This window comes from Maribacter sp. TH_r10 (assembly GCF_033101095.1).
GTDB lineage: Bacteria > Bacteroidota > Bacteroidia > Flavobacteriales > Flavobacteriaceae > Maribacter_A > Maribacter_A luteus.
Window position 1 is genome coordinate 95,986 of sequence record NZ_JAWMPY010000005.1, and the last position, 14,376, is coordinate 110,361.

The window sequence follows — 14,376 nt, forward strand, 5'->3', positions numbered from 1 at the left end:
TTATTCTATGTTTCTTGCCAATTTCAGGAATACCTGGTTCATTGAATCTACTTTGTATTGGGTTTTTAGGTTTTTTGGAGAGTCCAAGGCCTCGATTTTACCCTCGACCATTATCGATACACGATCACAATATTCGGCTTCATCCATATAATGTGTGGTTACGAAGATCGTTTTGCCTTTATGGGCTTCACGATATATCATTTCCCAAAATTGCCTTCGGGTAATGGGATCTACACCACCGGTGGGCTCATCTAAAAAAATAATCTGTGGATCGTGCAGTAGTGATACCGAAAAGGCGACTTTCTGTTTCCAGCCGAGAGGTAATGAGCCCACCAATTTATTGGCTTCGTCATGTAGGCCCAGATCATTGATCAATGCTTGGGTCTTTGTTTTTATGGTTGCTTTTTTAAGTCCGTAGATACCCCCGAAGAAAGTAATGTTCTCCTTTATGGTAAGATCATTGTACAAAGAGAACCTTTGACTCATATACCCTATGTTTTTCTTTACATCATTGGCATGGCTGGTTATATCGTAATTAGCTACTTGGGCTTTGCCAGAAGTAGGTTTTAAAATACCGATGAGCATCTTCATCGCTGTGGTTTTTCCCGCGCCATTTGCTCCAAGAAAACCGAACACCTCTCCTTTGCCCACATGGAACGATATGTTGTTCACGGCAGTAAATTCACCAAAGGTTTTGGTCAGGTTTTTTACTTGTATGGCATTTGCTGCTTTCATTCTTCTTCTGGGGTCAATTGTTTAATACTTTATTCCCGTTTTAGTTTTATTTGGACAGTTCCATGAACGTATCTTCGATCGTGGCATTCGTTTCAAGGACCTCGATTTGGGTATGTTTATTTGCTTTTAGGTAATCGATTAATTCACTAGGCTGAAAATCGGATTGGGTGCTCGTAAAATGTATGTATTCCCCAAACGGATATGCACTATGTGTCTTATTATAGGTGCCTAAGTCTTGGATCAGTTTAAAGGTTTCCGAGGATCTTACCTTATAGATTTTCTTTGGGAAAGAAGCCTTTATGGCCTCTGGGGTATTGATTTGTAAAATCTTCCCGTCGGTAATCAAAGCTATCTTATCGCACAGTTCGGCTTCATCCATATAAGGGGTGGAAACGAAAATCGTGATATTCTGTTTTTGCAAGCGCTTCAACATTTCCCAAAATTCCTTCCGGGAAACGGGATCCACCCCAGTTGTCGGTTCATCTAAAAACAGTACCTTGGGTTTATGGATCAAGGCACATGAGAGGGCCAATTTTTGTTTCATACCGCCTGATAGCCTTCCGGCCCTTCTGTTTTTAAAAGGTTCTATCTGTACATAGATGTCACGGATGAGATCATAATTCTCTTTTATGGTAGTGCCGAATATGGTGGCGAAGAACCTTAGGTTTTCTTCTACGGTAAGATCTTGGTACAAAGAGAACCTTCCTGGCATATAACCAACATTGTTGCGGATGGATTTGTAATCCTTTACTATATCGAACCCGTTTACAGAAGCCGTGCCTTCATTAGGTAATAACAAGGTGGTCAAAATCCGGAATAAAGTGGTTTTTCCGGCACCATCAGGACCGATCAATCCGAACAATTCCCCAGAAGGTACCTCTAAGGAAATATTGTCCAAGGCTTTGACTTGCTTGTAGGATTTGCTTATGTTTTTTACGATGATCGACATGGGCGTAATAGACTTATTCTTTGTTGTTCAAAATCCAGATTTCGGCAGGCATGCCTATTTTTAGACTTCCATCATTTTTGACCAAGACCTTTACGGCATACACCAAGTTTACCCGTTCTTCTTTGGTTTGAATGATTTTTGGAGTGAATTCTGCCGTGTCCGAAACCCATGAAACTTCTCCTTTATATGATTTCATACAATCATTGGCATCTATCTTCACGGTTACCTCGTTTCCTATTTCTATATCTGCCAATTGGGTTTCACTTAAATACACCCTTAGTTCCATAACATCAAGATTTGCAATTTTATAGAGGGGTTTTCCGAATGCGGTTATTTCATGGGGTTCGGCATACTTTGTTAGTACCGTTCCCTTTAAGGGATTCTGAATGATGCTTTTTTTTATTTGATCTTCGATCTGCTGAATTTGCACTTCAATACTTTTAACTTCGGTCACTATTGGGGTGTTTTGGGTCTCAACACTGATCATTTGTTGTTTTAAAATTTCTATTTGGCCATTGATATCATCTAACTGTTTTTGGGTAGCCGCATTTTCTTTGATGAGGTTTTCTATTCTTTTGTGGTCGTTTTGGGCCACTTTCAATTGTTCTTTAATGACTTCACGTTGTGAAAGTACGTTTCGGGATTTTGAAAAGACACTCTTTTTATTTGCTAGAAGTTGAGCCTTTTTCAATGATAATTGAATCGTATCGACAACACCTACTATGTCATCTTTCTTGAGTAATTGCCCTTCTTCCACAGAAAAGAAAAGGAGTTTGCCATTTGCTTCGGAAGATATTGTTGTTTCGGTGGCTTCAAAGTTGCCGTAACCATCCGCTTTTTCCCCGTTTCCATTACAAGAAGTAAATAAGATTCCTGTAAGTAGTGCTAATATAAAAATGGATTTTTTCATTGTTCTGGTCTGTTTACTTATTGAGGAATTAATTGGTTCCATAGGTTCCATTAGTAATTTGGAATTTGATTTGTTGTAGTAATAATTGAATGCGGTGTAAGTTTAAATTGCTCTTAGCTTCATATAAATCGGTGAATTCCGACATATAAGCTGATGATGTAATTACCCCGTTTTTTAATTGGGATGCGGCCGATTTGACCATGTTTTCCCGGATTGGTATAATCTCCTGATCAATGGTTAGATACTCATTTAATTTATCTATTTCAGATTGTATCTGAACAAGTTCCAAGTTGTTGTTAAGTTCAAAAGTCTTTTCCTGTGAATCTATAATGTCCTTGTTTATGGCTAATGATTGCCTTTCGGTTTTGTTCTTGTTCCAATCAAAAACATTCCAGTTAAGGCGCAATCCGGTATAATAATAGGTAGTAAAGGTATTGTCGAGCATGTTTAATCCTGGGTTGCCATAACCTCCTTGTACAAAGGCATTTAATTTGGGTAACTTGGATTTTGATAATTGTTGGATGGACTTTTCTATTTGATTTTTTTGAAGACCGAACAGAGTAAGTTCTGGCCGCTGGGATAAGGGGTTGTTCGTTATTTTTACCGTTGGGGTTTGTAAAACTATATTATTATTGATTTCATTCCCGATTAGGAAAGATAAACGTTTAAGTAAACTTGATTTCGAATGGTCCAGTTCAGCATAGTTTTGTTTTATTTTTAAAAGCTCTACAACTAGGGCATCTGCAGATGTTGGGAGTAAAGTGCCGTATTCCACACCCGCCTTTACTTCTTTTAGCCGTGTTTGTAACTGTTTTTCCTTTGCTTCTAGTAATGATCGGTTTTCCTGAATAAGAAGAATGGAGAGGTATAATTCATTAATGCTCGATTTTAAGGCGTATAAATTCACTTCTACTTCTTGTAAGCCCACACTGGTATTACTTTCTTCTAATCTTGCTTTAGCATCTATCAAGCCTCCGTTATAGATAGGTAGGCTGGCATCCAAAGTGGCTTTGTATTGGTCTTTATTTGCGTAGTTGACCGTTATGTTCGGTAAGGCCACGGGTAAATGGGTCACATCCGATTGGTAGGTGGCTTGGGCATTTATGTCTAGTTGAGGTAATTTTTCTTTGTTTATCGCTTCAAGATCTAAGTTGGATTTAGTGCGTAATAGTGCGATTTGTTCCGCTATGGGGTGATTTTTGGTGACACGGTCGAAACATTCATCCAAGGTTAGGGTCTGCTGGGCAATAAGGACGAACGGGAAGAATAGTAAAAGCAGGAAACTGTTTATGGTGCCGTATTTATTTTTTGATGTGTTCATAATTTAATAGGTTTAGTGCATTATTATTTATGCGCTTATACTACTGATGAGTTGTTCTGCTATCAATGTTTTACGTTCCTTGAGCATTCGTTTGTATTCTTTGTCATTTATATCCAAAACTAATTTTAACAATGCTTCGCCAACAAAGGGAAATATTGTGAGTGACAATAAATTGAGCAATATCTGTTTTGGTGGAATGTTTTTGATTCTACCCGCTTTGATTTCTTTTTCAAATTGAATTATAAGTGGTTTTGGGTCGGGTTTGTTCGGATGTAACATAATCTTTTTGACAAAATCTGGATTGTGTTTTAACTCATGTATAATGAACAATGGTAAATAAGGATTCTCTAACATAAAGTCTATATACCCAGCGGTAAACTTTCTGATTTTTTCAAAAACATCAATTTCTGAGGCGAAAATAATGTTCATTTGGGGTGCTAATTTTTGAAAGGCGGACATTAATACGGCTTCGAACAATTGTTGTTTATTTCGAAAATAATAATGTAACATCGCCTTGTTAATATGGGCTTCATCTGCAATTTCCTGCATTCTCGCACCTGCCATACCCTTTTTTTGGAAAATGGTTATGGCTGCATTTAATATTGCTTGTTCGGTATTAATGTCTTTCATTAACTGTATGGTTTAACCAAATGGTTAACAAATGTACATAATTAATTTTTATGAAGAATGAATTTCATGTAATTCCTTAAGAATTGTGGTGCGTTCTGCTATAGGAATTTTGGCATTCGGATAAATTAAAATGGAAAATATGAGACTAAGGAGTCTATAATTATGGTTGGCACTCCATGGTGCTTGTCGTTACGTTCGTAACCGGTTTTGGCGATATATAGGGTATGCCCAGGCCCATTCCCCTTAAAATGAAAAGTACACCGATGACTACAACAAAAACAGGAATCAATTGTTGTATTCTTTGTTTCACCGAACGCTTAAGAAAACCACTCATATAAATGGCAGTGGTCATCAATGGTACGGTACCTAAACCGAAAAGAACCATGTAAAGTCCGCCCTCCAATGCATTGCCCATAGCTATTGCTCCGAAAAGGGCCATATAGACTAGTCCGCAAGGTAAAAAGCCGTTAAGAAAACCAATGGTCAAGAATGTATCAGGGGATTTTTTCTTCAATTCCTTGCCTAATCTACTTTTGATTCTTGATATGATCCTGAACAGTGGTTTTGAAAAATTGTACTTACTGAAAGTTTTATAGGGTATCAGTACAACTACGATCATCAAAATACCTATTATGATCGATAGTTTTTGTTGCATTCCAAAGACATACAGTCCTTTTCCCAGAAGTCCGAAAACCAAACCAATTAGTCCGTAAGCCAATAGGCGCCCGGTATGGTAAAGGGTAATCTGAAAGATTTTCTTTAGGTTATTGTTTCTATCAACAGGTAGCATAAAGGCAATTGGGCCGCACATGCCAACGCAGTGCAGACTTCCCATAAGACCCAATACCAATGCTGATAATAACATATTGTTCCGATATAATAGGCTAGAAGCTATTTGCCGATTATTTGTTTAATCTTACTTTTCTTTAAATGTCAATTGAGGTTCCCTTTTAATTACCCTAAATTGACTAAGGGCATTATATATCTTGCCCCTTCTTGGTTCTAATTGCTTTACCTTTTTTCTTAATAGGTAAAGCTTTTTTTGTATAAATAAGGCTTATCGAGGTATTCCCATGCGATTTTAATGTCCCAGCGACCATCCAACAAACGTTCGTCAGGTATGAGCAAATGTGTATTGGATAAACTTATGGGTAAGTCAAAATCCAAGTGTTTATTGGATGGCCTATATAGGGACACTGTGCCTTTGATTTTATTTATATCTTGTTCTTTTGGAAATTCAATTATTATTCCTTCAGGGGTTTTACGTGTACTGAGTTTGGTTGTTAGATTATTCGCATTGGTTTCTGCATCTATTTCTTTTTGATAGCCTAATTCTTGTTGGTAATATTCTTCGGTGACCAGATCATGATTGGCATGGTCGTCCATGTTCATTCGAATGACGAAAAACAATATAAAGCTTATGAACCCTATGAATGCCAATACTATTCCTGTTCCCCAATTAATTTTCATAACACGTTTTTTTCACTGTTCAATTATAGCTCCTTGGCGCTAAAAATCTTGCTGTAGTAGTTTCGATTAATTTATCGCCACTATAGACGCCGATTTTCAATTTGTCCTTATCGCCATTAAGAGCCGAATTGTTGATTTCTATAAACAAAGTGCCTTCGGCCAAATCCTGTGCGGGCACTGTAAAGTTGTCCGTGGTCACTAATTTGATGGTGCCATTATGGGATAAAAGTTTAAAGCTGACATCTTCAACTTCTTTTGTTGTCTTATTGATCAATTTATAGGTATATACATTACTGATTATATTCCCTTCTTTGTGTTCGTATAATTGACCCGGAAGCCTAAGGATGTTCGCTTCAAGATCATTACGTAAGAACAACATGCCGATAAGTACACCGGTCAAAATGAACAAAACGGCAGAGTAGCCTTTTAATCTTGGTGTAAATTTAAACTTCTCTTTTTTGGTAATTTCGTCTTCACTGGCATAACGGATCAAACCTTTTGGAAGGTTTATTTTTTCCATTACCGTATCGCATTCATCAATACAGGCGGTGCAGTTGATACATTCGAGTTGCGTTCCGTTCCTAATGTCGATGTTCGTAGGACATACATGTACACATTGTTTACAATCAATGCAATCACCATGTCCCAAGGCTTCACGATCTTCGTTTTTCCGAAATTTTTTACGTCCATTTTCGGCTTCACCCCGTTTATGGTCGTAGGCAACTATAATAGATTTATTGTCAAGCAGAACCCCTTGCATTCTTCCGTAAGGACAGGCAATGATACAGACCTGTTCCCTGAACCAAGCGAATATAAAGTAGAATACACCCGTAAATACCAATAGGGCCACCAATGTGCTCAAATGTGCCATTGGGCCATCGGTGATGTACTGTATCAATCTATCGCTTCCTATTAAATAAGCAAGGAATACATTGGCTATAATAAACGATATAAGGAAGAAGATAATCCATTTGATTACCCTTTTTCTGATTTTTTCTGCATTCCAGGGTTGTTTGGCCAAACGCATTTGAGCAGGGCGATCACCATCTATCCAAAACTCGATTCGTCTGAAGACCATTTCCATGAATATGGTCTGTGGGCAGATCCATCCACAGAAAATACGGCCAAAGGCGACAGTAAAAAGGGCAATGAAAATAACCCCGATGATCATAGATATTACGAACAGGTGAAAATCTTGCGGCCAAAATGGGAATCCAAAAATATTGAAACGGCGTTCCAATACATTGAACATTAAAAATTGGTTGCCGTTTACCTTTATAAATGGCGAGAATATAAGAAATGCCAATAAGAAATAACTTACTAACTTCCTGTACTTATAAAACCTGCCACTCGGTTTTTTAGGAAATACCCAAGCGCGTTTACCTTCTTTGCTAATAGTACCTATGGAATCCCTAAAATTCTCTTTGTCCTGTTCTGCCATTGTCTATTATCCTTTTGTAAAGAATATTATTCATTCACGGCCACTGTAACTGAATCGGTCGCTTGTTCTGGTGTTTGTTCTAATGTTTCTTCTTTTGCGGGTGCATTCTCGTCTACCCATACATCACCTTCCGGTGCTTTGGGATTGGCAGGTGTTGTTCCTTGAAAACTCAGTACATAACTTGCTATCTGGGCTATTTCTGCTGGTTTAAAGTTCGATTTCCATGCTACCATACCCTTGCCGTCACGACCTCCTTCAGAAATGGTATTGAAGACGTTTTTGATGCCACCACCCAAAATCCAATGATCATCGGTCAGGTTTGGCCCAATTCCACCACCGCCATCTGCCATGTGGCAAGCTACGCATGTAGTTTCGAATATGGCCTTTCCTGCTTTTAAATCGGAAGCGTCTGTCAATAACTCTACCGTATTGGCATCTACAAGGTCTTTAGCTGTTCTCTTGTATTCCTCAATGGCCAAATTAGCGGCAGCAACTTCCTGTTCATATTCCAATTCTTGGTCATAATCACCGTAAATCTCAAAACGTACGAGATAAATAACGGCAAATACAGCTGTTGCGTAGAACATCCAGACCCACCAAGGCGGTAAATCGTTGTCCAATTCCTTAATACCGTCATAATTATGGTCTAGAATAATCTCGCCTTCTTGTTCTATAGGTTTATTGGCCGTCATCTTGGCCCATACTTTTTTGCCCCAAGCCCATTCCCATTGTTTTGCTTTTTCGGCCAGGTATCGTTCTTTGCCTTCTTCGCTAAGTGTTTGGAACATTACACTTTCGATTGACCTCAAAATCACTTCCATGGCGATTAAGATCAATAACACCATTAACATGAAAAACTGTGTTATGGGGTATGCAAAAATTGCCAATTGCTCTCCAGAGTCTATAAAGTACTCCATCAATCCGAAAATGATGAAGAAGGTTACGGGGATCCTGATCCACCAGGGTGACATATTTTTCATAATTCTTGTTTATTGTTTTGGTTGTTATCTTCTAATGGGAGTGAGCTTACTTCGTCAATATATGCTTTACGTGCTGTGAAAACCCACCAAAAAAGCAATGCAAAGAAGACAAAGAATATAATTAACGATACCATGGGGTAGGTTGTTACCCCATCTATACTTTCTAAGTGACCTTTTATGAATTTTAGCATGGTTTACTATTTTTCAGTTAAAATCTCTCCGGTTTCCTTCACTTTGATATCGGTTCCCAAACGTTGTAAGTAAGCGATTAAGGAAACGATCTCACGATCCTTCATTTCAACAAAATCCAATCCGTTCTCTTGGGCATATGTTTTATCGGCCTCATACGATTTAACGAAATCTGGATCGGAATAGAGGTTTTTCTCTATTTTGGTGGCTTGCGCATCCATTGACTCAAAAGCATTGGCTATTTCCTCTTCTGTGTAGGGTACGCCCAAGGTTACCATGGCTTCCATTTTGTCCTGTATGTCGCTACGGTCGTGTTCGCTAAGTACCAGCCATTGATAAGCGGGCATTATGGATCCTGATGATGTACTTTGAGGATCGTACATATGGTTTAAGTGCCAACTATCGGAATATTTACCACCAACCCTTAACAAATCGGGTCCGGTACGTTTACTTCCCCAAAGAAATGGATGGTCGTATACGAATTCCCCAGCTTTTGCATATTCACCGTAACGTTCCACTTCGCTTCGGAAAGGACGAACCATTTGCGAATGGCAACTAACACAACCTTCACGTATGTAAAGATCTCTACCTTCCAGCTCTAAAGGAGTGTATGGTTTTACACTTGATATGGTAGGTATGTTGGATTTTACCATAATAGTAGGTACGATCTCGATCATACCACCAATTAAAATGGCCACTGTTGCCCAAATAGTCATTTGAACAGGCTTACGCTCTAACCAGGTGTGTAGGGTCTCACCTGCAGTTCTTCTACTGGATACACGGGCTAAGGCAGGAGCTTCGGCCAATTCATTTTCAACTTTGCTACCTGATCTTATGGTAACGATTACGTTATAGACCAGTGTGAACATACCAAGAATGTAAAGGCTACCACCTATGGCGCGCATCCAATACATAGGAATTATTTCATGTACGGTTTCCAAGAAGTTACCGTAGGCCAAGGTTCCGTCAGGGTTAAAGTCTTTCCACATTAAAGCTTGTGTGAACCCGGCAACGTACATAGGCAATGCATAGAGAATAATACCCAATGTGCCGATCCAGAAGTGGAAATTGGCCATACCTACGGAATGTAATTTGGTTTTGAACATTTTAGGAACCAACCAATAAATCATACCAAAGGTCAAGAAACCGTTCCATGCTAAAGCACCAACATGAACGTGGGCAATGATCCAATCACTGAAGTGGGCAATCGCATTAACGTTCTTAAGGGAAAGCATTGGGCCTTCGAAAGTTGCCATACCGTAACCTGTAATCGCAACAACCATAAATTTAAGCGTAGGGTCTACTCGAACCTTGTCCCAAGCACCACGTAAGGTCAATAGACCGTTGATCATACCACCCCAAGAAGGAGCGATCAACATTACTGAAAAGGCTACACCTAAGTTTTGTGCCCAGTCAGGTAGTGCCGAATATAATAAATGGTGAGGTCCTGCCCAGATATATATGAATATCAAGGACCAAAAGTGAACTATCGATAATCTGTAGGAATATACAGGTCTGTTGGCCGCTTTGGGAACAAAATAGTACATAAGCCCCAAAAATGGTGTCGTTAGGAAGAATGCAACGGCATTGTGACCGTACCACCATTGTACCAAGGCATCTTGAACTCCGGCATAAACCGAGTAACTTTTCATGAAACTAACAGGAAGTTCCAAACTATTGAATATATGTAGTACGGCGACGGTAACAAAAGTGGCCAGATAAAACCAAATAGCCACATATAAGTGTCGTTGTCTCCTTTTGAACATGGTGCCGATCAGGTTGACCCCAAAGGCTACCCATACCACTGCAATGGCAATATCAATGGGCCATTCCAATTCTGCATATTCCTTGGTTGAAGTATACCCTAATGGAAGTGTTATCGCTGCGGCCACTATGATCAATTGCCATCCCCAAAAGTTGAATTTACTTAGGAAATCGCTGAACATACGGGCTTTCAACAATCGCTGGGTAGAATAATAGACCCCGGCAAATATGGCGTTGCCCACAAACGCAAAAATCACCGCGTTGGTGTGTAAAGGTCTAAGGCGACCGAAACTTAACCATGGGATACCATCGGTTACATTAGGGAAAAGAAACATGAAGGCCAGTAATAGCCCCACGGACATTCCCACAACTCCCCAGAACATGGTAGCATAGAGGAAATTTTTTACGATTTTGTTATCGTAATAGAATTGTTGTACTTCCATAATTACAGTTTTTGACTTTGTTTTAGTTGGATTGATTTATTCTTCTTCTCTGTTTTTGTGGATTTTGCGGACGAGGTATCCTTTACTATCTCATCTTCAAATAGCATACGAACGGATGGCGTATACGAATCATCGTACTGCCCGCTACGAACGGAAATAATAAAAATGGTGAAAAAGACTATAGCCACAACAAGGCTAATAGCCAATAACACATAAATAACACTCATACCTTACCTGAAATTCGGCCCAAACATATATAATTGCCATGAGGTAAAACATGATATATGTCAGGTTTTTAAATTAATTTACTTTTTTTCCTAAAAAATTTGTTGCCAAGGTCGTGAAACCAACCACGCTAATAGAACTCAAAGGCATTAGGATTGCCGCAATAACCGGCTCTAATTGCCCGGTTACTGCAAAATACAAACCAACAACATTATAAACAAGTGATAACAGAAAACTTAGCTTAATGATTTTCATTGCTTTTTTTGATGCGATGATATATTGGTTCAGTTCCTTGAATTTGGAAGCATCGAGTATGCCGTCACAAGCAGGTGAAAAAACGTTCACGTTTTCAGAAATGGCGATTCCTACATTACTTTGCGCCAGTGCCCCGGCATCATTGAGTCCGTCGCCGACCATCATTACTTTTTTGCCTTGTTCCTGAAGTGATTTTATAAAATTGAGCTTGTCCTTGGGTTTTTGGTTAAAATACATTGGGGTAAGCGGAGGCAGTATTTTTTCTAGCCTAACTTTTTCCCCTTCATTGTCACCGGATAATATCGCCAGGTGCAGATGTTCGCCCATAGCTTTGAAAACTTCCGAAACCCCGTCCCGATAATGGTTGTGGAAAACAAAACGGCCTTTATAGGTGTTGTTGGTGCTTATGTGAACCGAGGTTGTTTCTATGTCTTGGTCCGTGGCATTCCCTACAAAATCAGCCGAGCCTACTTTTATGTGGCCTTCATCCTTTTGTCCTTCAATTCCTTTTCCCAAGTGTTCTTGGTAGTCGTCCAATGGTACAATATTATGTTCGGCCAACATGTCGTACAATGTTCTGCTCAATGGGTGGTTCGAGGCCCGTAATGTATTTTTCAATAAGGATTCTTCTGCTAATGTCAATTGCATGCCTTCATAGGTGGCACTGCTTTTTTGTGTAGTCGTAATCGTTCCTGTCTTATCGAAAATCGCAGTATCGATTTGGGCCAATTGCTCTATGGTCTGGGTGTTTTTCAGGTAAAATTTCTTACGCCCAAATATCCGTAGCATATTCCCAAGGGTAAAAGGGGCCGCTAAAGCTATGGCGCAGGGGCAGGCTATAATGAGTACCGCTGTAAAAACGTTCATGGCCTTACTGCTGTCGTAAAAAAGCCAAAAGGCCGTAGTTACGAATGCGATGGTCAAAACGGCCCATGTAAAACGTTTGCCGATACTATCGGTCAATGTTTGGAACTTACTTTCCTTGTCTTCACTAAAGACCGTACTGCTCCATAATTGGGTCAGATAACTTTGAGAAACTGATTTAAGCACGTCCATTTCTATGGCACCGTCCAATTGTTTGCCACCTGCATAGATCTTGTCGCCCGATTCTTTGAAAACAGGTTCGGATTCACCGGTGACAAAACTATAATCAATTTGGGCCCTTCCATTGATCAATATACCGTCGACGGGAATCAGTTCTTCGTTTCGGATAAGTAACCGGTCTCCTTTCTTGATATCATAGACTTGAACGGTCTCTTCCTTGTTGTTTTGGCCTATTTTTGTAACTGCAATGGGGAAGTAAGATTTATAATCCCGCTCAAAAGATAGGAATGAATATGTTTTCTGTTGGAAGAACTTTCCTAACAAGAGAAAGAAAATCAACCCCGTTAAGCTGTCGAAAAAACCGGATCCCCAGTCAAAGATGATCTCTGCCGTACTTCGTAGGAACAACACTAAAATTCCCAAGGCAATGGGAACATCAATATTCAATATTTTGGATCGTAGACCTTTAAAGGCCGAAATCAAGTAATCTTGACCTGCATAAAACACTACCGGAAGGGAAAATGCGAACATTAACCATCGGAACAGGATTTTATATTGGTCGAGCCAAAACTCCTGAACCTCAAAATATTCAGGGAATGACAAGAACATAACGTTGCCAAAAGCGAAACCCGCCACTCCCAATTTGTAGATAAGCCCACGGTCTACCTTTTTTTTGCCTTTACCAAAGTCTTCCAATGAAATGTAAGGTTCGTAACCTATTCTTGCCAATAAGACCACCAAGTCTTTAAGCCCTATCGTTTCCGGGTTAAAAACAATACGAACCGTTTTTTTGGGAAAATCTACTTGTGAGCTACTGATTGCCGGGTTCAGCTTGTTCAGGTTTTCCAAAATCCAAATACAGGAACTGCAATGGATATGGGGAATATAAAGGTTCACGATTTGAAGGTTGTCCTCATTGAATTCCAACAGCTTGTCAATAATCTCGGGGTCGTCCAGAAAATCATATTTGCTGATTACTACATTGGGGGTCGCCCCTGCGGAGGATTGTAAATCGTAATAATGGGAAAGGTCGTTGCTAGAGAAAATCTCGTAAACGGTCTTGCAGCCATTGCAACAAAAATTCTTCCCATCGTACACAACGGGATTCTTGCCACAATCGTCACCACAGTGATAACAATGTACCTTATCCATTTACTTTTGCTTATACCTATAACAAATATCCTGAACTTTCCTGAAATAATACATGATAATTGTCATCTTTTCAATATTTTTATGCGATATTTAAAGAAGTCCTAAGAGCGTAATTTATGGAGGAGGCAAATCATAACAGATGTGAAAACTGTATTATTAGACAGTTCAACTCTTTACGTGCCATGAGCAAGGCCGAATTGAAAAAGGTTTCGGACTCAAAAATCACTAAAAAAGTCAAGAAAGGTGAAGCCCTTTTCGAAGAAGGGGATAAGCTAGATGGGGTCTTCTGCGTTAGGGAAGGTATTTCCAAACTTTCAAAATTAAGTGCAAACGGAAAAGACCAGATCGTGAAACTTGCCAGTAAAGGAGAGGTAATGGGGCAAAGATCTGTAATTGCGGAGGAATATACCAATTTAAGTGCCGTTGCCGTGAGCGATATGGAAGTTTGCTTCATACCAAAGGACAGTATAGTACATACCTTGAGCAGAAACCCGGATTATGCCATTGAGATTTTACGTCATATGGCCCATGACCTTAAAGAAGCCGATGATGTAATCGTAAATATGTCCCAGAAAACCGTAAAACAGCGTATAGCTGAAGCTTTCCTATATCTAAAGAATAATTATGGGGAAGATGATCAAGGCTTCTTGGTCCTTACTCTTTCCAGGGAAGATATTGCCAATGTCGTAGGTACGGCCACGGAATCTGCAATAAGGATCATTTCTGAATTTAAGAAAAAAGGAATGATCAGGACTTCAGGTAAAAAAATTGGTGTTCTGAACGAGAAACTGCTCCAAGATTTGATAGAAGGCTTCTGATTTCTTCATTTTCCTCAATAATAATTAAGTAAATATTCCATTATAAATCC

14 protein-coding genes are annotated in these 14,376 nt (G+C 39.4%); 1 reads left to right on the plus strand and 13 read right to left on the minus strand.

Features of this window, described 5'->3' with window-relative positions; all coding sequences use genetic code 11:
• From R3X28_RS13245 to R3X28_RS13305, 13 genes are all read right to left on the minus strand, one after another.
• Positions 1-735 carry an ABC transporter ATP-binding protein gene (locus R3X28_RS13245; RefSeq protein WP_154364334.1) on the minus strand — a complete coding sequence of 245 codons (735 nt, stop codon included), beginning with the start codon at positions 733-735 and terminating at the stop codon, positions 1-3.
• A 46-nt stretch (positions 736-781) separates the two neighbouring features.
• Positions 782-1,684: an ABC transporter ATP-binding protein gene (locus R3X28_RS13250; protein ID WP_317664868.1), complete on the minus strand. Its 903-nt coding sequence runs from the start codon at positions 1,682-1,684 to the stop codon at positions 782-784.
• Positions 1,685-1,697: 13 nt separating this feature from the next.
• The gene (locus R3X28_RS13255; protein WP_317664870.1) at positions 1,698-2,594 is read right to left on the minus strand and encodes an HlyD family secretion protein; all 897 of its coding nucleotides are present in this window, start codon (positions 2,592-2,594) and stop codon (positions 1,698-1,700) included.
• A 28-nt stretch (positions 2,595-2,622) separates the two neighbouring features.
• Positions 2,623-3,915 carry a TolC family protein gene (locus tag R3X28_RS13260; protein WP_317664872.1) on the minus strand — a complete coding sequence of 431 codons (1,293 nt, stop codon included), beginning with the start codon at positions 3,913-3,915 and terminating at the stop codon, positions 2,623-2,625.
• A 27-nt stretch (positions 3,916-3,942) separates the two neighbouring features.
• Entirely contained in the window at positions 3,943-4,545 is a 603-nt protein-coding gene (locus R3X28_RS13265; RefSeq protein WP_282055343.1) for a TetR/AcrR family transcriptional regulator, read from the minus strand.
• A 160-nt stretch (positions 4,546-4,705) separates the two neighbouring features.
• Complete coding sequence (locus R3X28_RS13270) at positions 4,706-5,410, minus strand: sulfite exporter TauE/SafE family protein (RefSeq protein WP_282055342.1); 705 nt, start codon at positions 5,408-5,410, stop codon at positions 4,706-4,708.
• Positions 5,411-5,568: 158 nt separating this feature from the next.
• Complete coding sequence (locus R3X28_RS13275; protein ID WP_317664875.1) at positions 5,569-6,015, minus strand: FixH family protein; 447 nt, start codon at positions 6,013-6,015, stop codon at positions 5,569-5,571.
• Positions 6,016-6,034: 19 nt separating this feature from the next.
• Positions 6,035-7,456 carry a cytochrome c oxidase accessory protein CcoG gene (gene ccoG, locus R3X28_RS13280; RefSeq protein ID WP_154364306.1) on the minus strand — a complete coding sequence of 474 codons (1,422 nt, stop codon included), beginning with the start codon at positions 7,454-7,456 and terminating at the stop codon, positions 6,035-6,037.
• Positions 7,457-7,482: 26 nt separating this feature from the next.
• On the minus strand, positions 7,483-8,436 hold the full coding sequence (locus R3X28_RS13285) for a cbb3-type cytochrome c oxidase N-terminal domain-containing protein (RefSeq protein ID WP_154364304.1): 954 nt from the start codon (positions 8,434-8,436) through the stop codon (positions 7,483-7,485).
• A complete protein-coding gene (locus tag R3X28_RS13290) occupies positions 8,433-8,627 on the minus strand; it encodes a CcoQ/FixQ family Cbb3-type cytochrome c oxidase assembly chaperone (protein ID WP_246200116.1) in 195 nt (64 codons plus the stop codon). The genes R3X28_RS13285 and R3X28_RS13290 overlap by 4 nt, the downstream gene beginning before the upstream one ends.
• 6 nt (positions 8,628-8,633) lie before the next feature.
• Positions 8,634-10,832: a cytochrome-c oxidase, cbb3-type subunit I gene (ccoN, locus tag R3X28_RS13295; RefSeq protein WP_154364302.1), complete on the minus strand. Its 2,199-nt coding sequence runs from the start codon at positions 10,830-10,832 to the stop codon at positions 8,634-8,636.
• A 2-nt stretch (positions 10,833-10,834) separates the two neighbouring features.
• Complete coding sequence (gene ccoS / locus R3X28_RS13300) at positions 10,835-11,059, minus strand: cbb3-type cytochrome oxidase assembly protein CcoS (protein ID WP_154364300.1); 225 nt, start codon at positions 11,057-11,059, stop codon at positions 10,835-10,837.
• Positions 11,060-11,132: 73 nt separating this feature from the next.
• Positions 11,133-13,508 (minus strand): heavy metal translocating P-type ATPase, encoded by a 2,376-nt coding sequence (locus tag R3X28_RS13305; protein ID WP_317664881.1) that lies wholly within the window; start codon positions 13,506-13,508, stop codon positions 11,133-11,135.
• Positions 13,509-13,624: 116 nt separating this feature from the next.
• On the opposite strand from R3X28_RS13305, the gene R3X28_RS13310 reads away from it, so the two are divergent.
• Entirely contained in the window at positions 13,625-14,326 is a 702-nt protein-coding gene (locus R3X28_RS13310) for a Crp/Fnr family transcriptional regulator (RefSeq protein WP_154364296.1), read from the plus strand.
• Positions 14,327-14,376 lie beyond the last annotated feature (50 nt).

Bases quoted from the DNA above. Each gene is read 5' to 3' on its own strand.
- R3X28_RS13305 (WP_317664881.1), bottom strand. From the start codon at position 13,508: ATGGATAAGGTACATTGTTATCACTGTGGTGACGATTGTGGCAAGAAT.
- R3X28_RS13265 (WP_282055343.1), bottom strand. From the start codon at position 4,545: ATGAAAGACATTAATACCGAACAAGCAATATTAAATGCAGCCATAACC.
- R3X28_RS13245 (WP_154364334.1), bottom strand. From the start codon at position 735: ATGAAAGCAGCAAATGCCATACAAGTAAAAAACCTGACCAAAACCTTT.
- R3X28_RS13270 (WP_282055342.1), bottom strand. From the start codon at position 5,410: ATGTTATTATCAGCATTGGTATTGGGTCTTATGGGAAGTCTGCACTGC.
- R3X28_RS13290 (WP_246200116.1), bottom strand. From the start codon at position 8,627: ATGCTAAAATTCATAAAAGGTCACTTAGAAAGTATAGATGGGGTAACA.
- R3X28_RS13255 (WP_317664870.1), bottom strand. From the start codon at position 2,594: ATGAAAAAATCCATTTTTATATTAGCACTACTTACAGGAATCTTATTT.
- ccoN (WP_154364302.1), bottom strand. From the start codon at position 10,832: ATGGAAGTACAACAATTCTATTACGATAACAAAATCGTAAAAAATTTC.
- ccoS (WP_154364300.1), bottom strand. From the start codon at position 11,059: ATGAGTGTTATTTATGTGTTATTGGCTATTAGCCTTGTTGTGGCTATA.
- R3X28_RS13260 (WP_317664872.1), bottom strand. From the start codon at position 3,915: ATGAACACATCAAAAAATAAATACGGCACCATAAACAGTTTCCTGCTT.
- R3X28_RS13310 (WP_154364296.1), top strand. From the start codon at position 13,625: ATGGAGGAGGCAAATCATAACAGATGTGAAAACTGTATTATTAGACAG.
- R3X28_RS13275 (WP_317664875.1), bottom strand. From the start codon at position 6,015: ATGAAAATTAATTGGGGAACAGGAATAGTATTGGCATTCATAGGGTTC.
- ccoG (WP_154364306.1), bottom strand. From the start codon at position 7,456: ATGGCAGAACAGGACAAAGAGAATTTTAGGGATTCCATAGGTACTATT.
- R3X28_RS13250 (WP_317664868.1), bottom strand. From the start codon at position 1,684: ATGTCGATCATCGTAAAAAACATAAGCAAATCCTACAAGCAAGTCAAA.
- R3X28_RS13285 (WP_154364304.1), bottom strand. From the start codon at position 8,436: ATGAAAAATATGTCACCCTGGTGGATCAGGATCCCCGTAACCTTCTTC.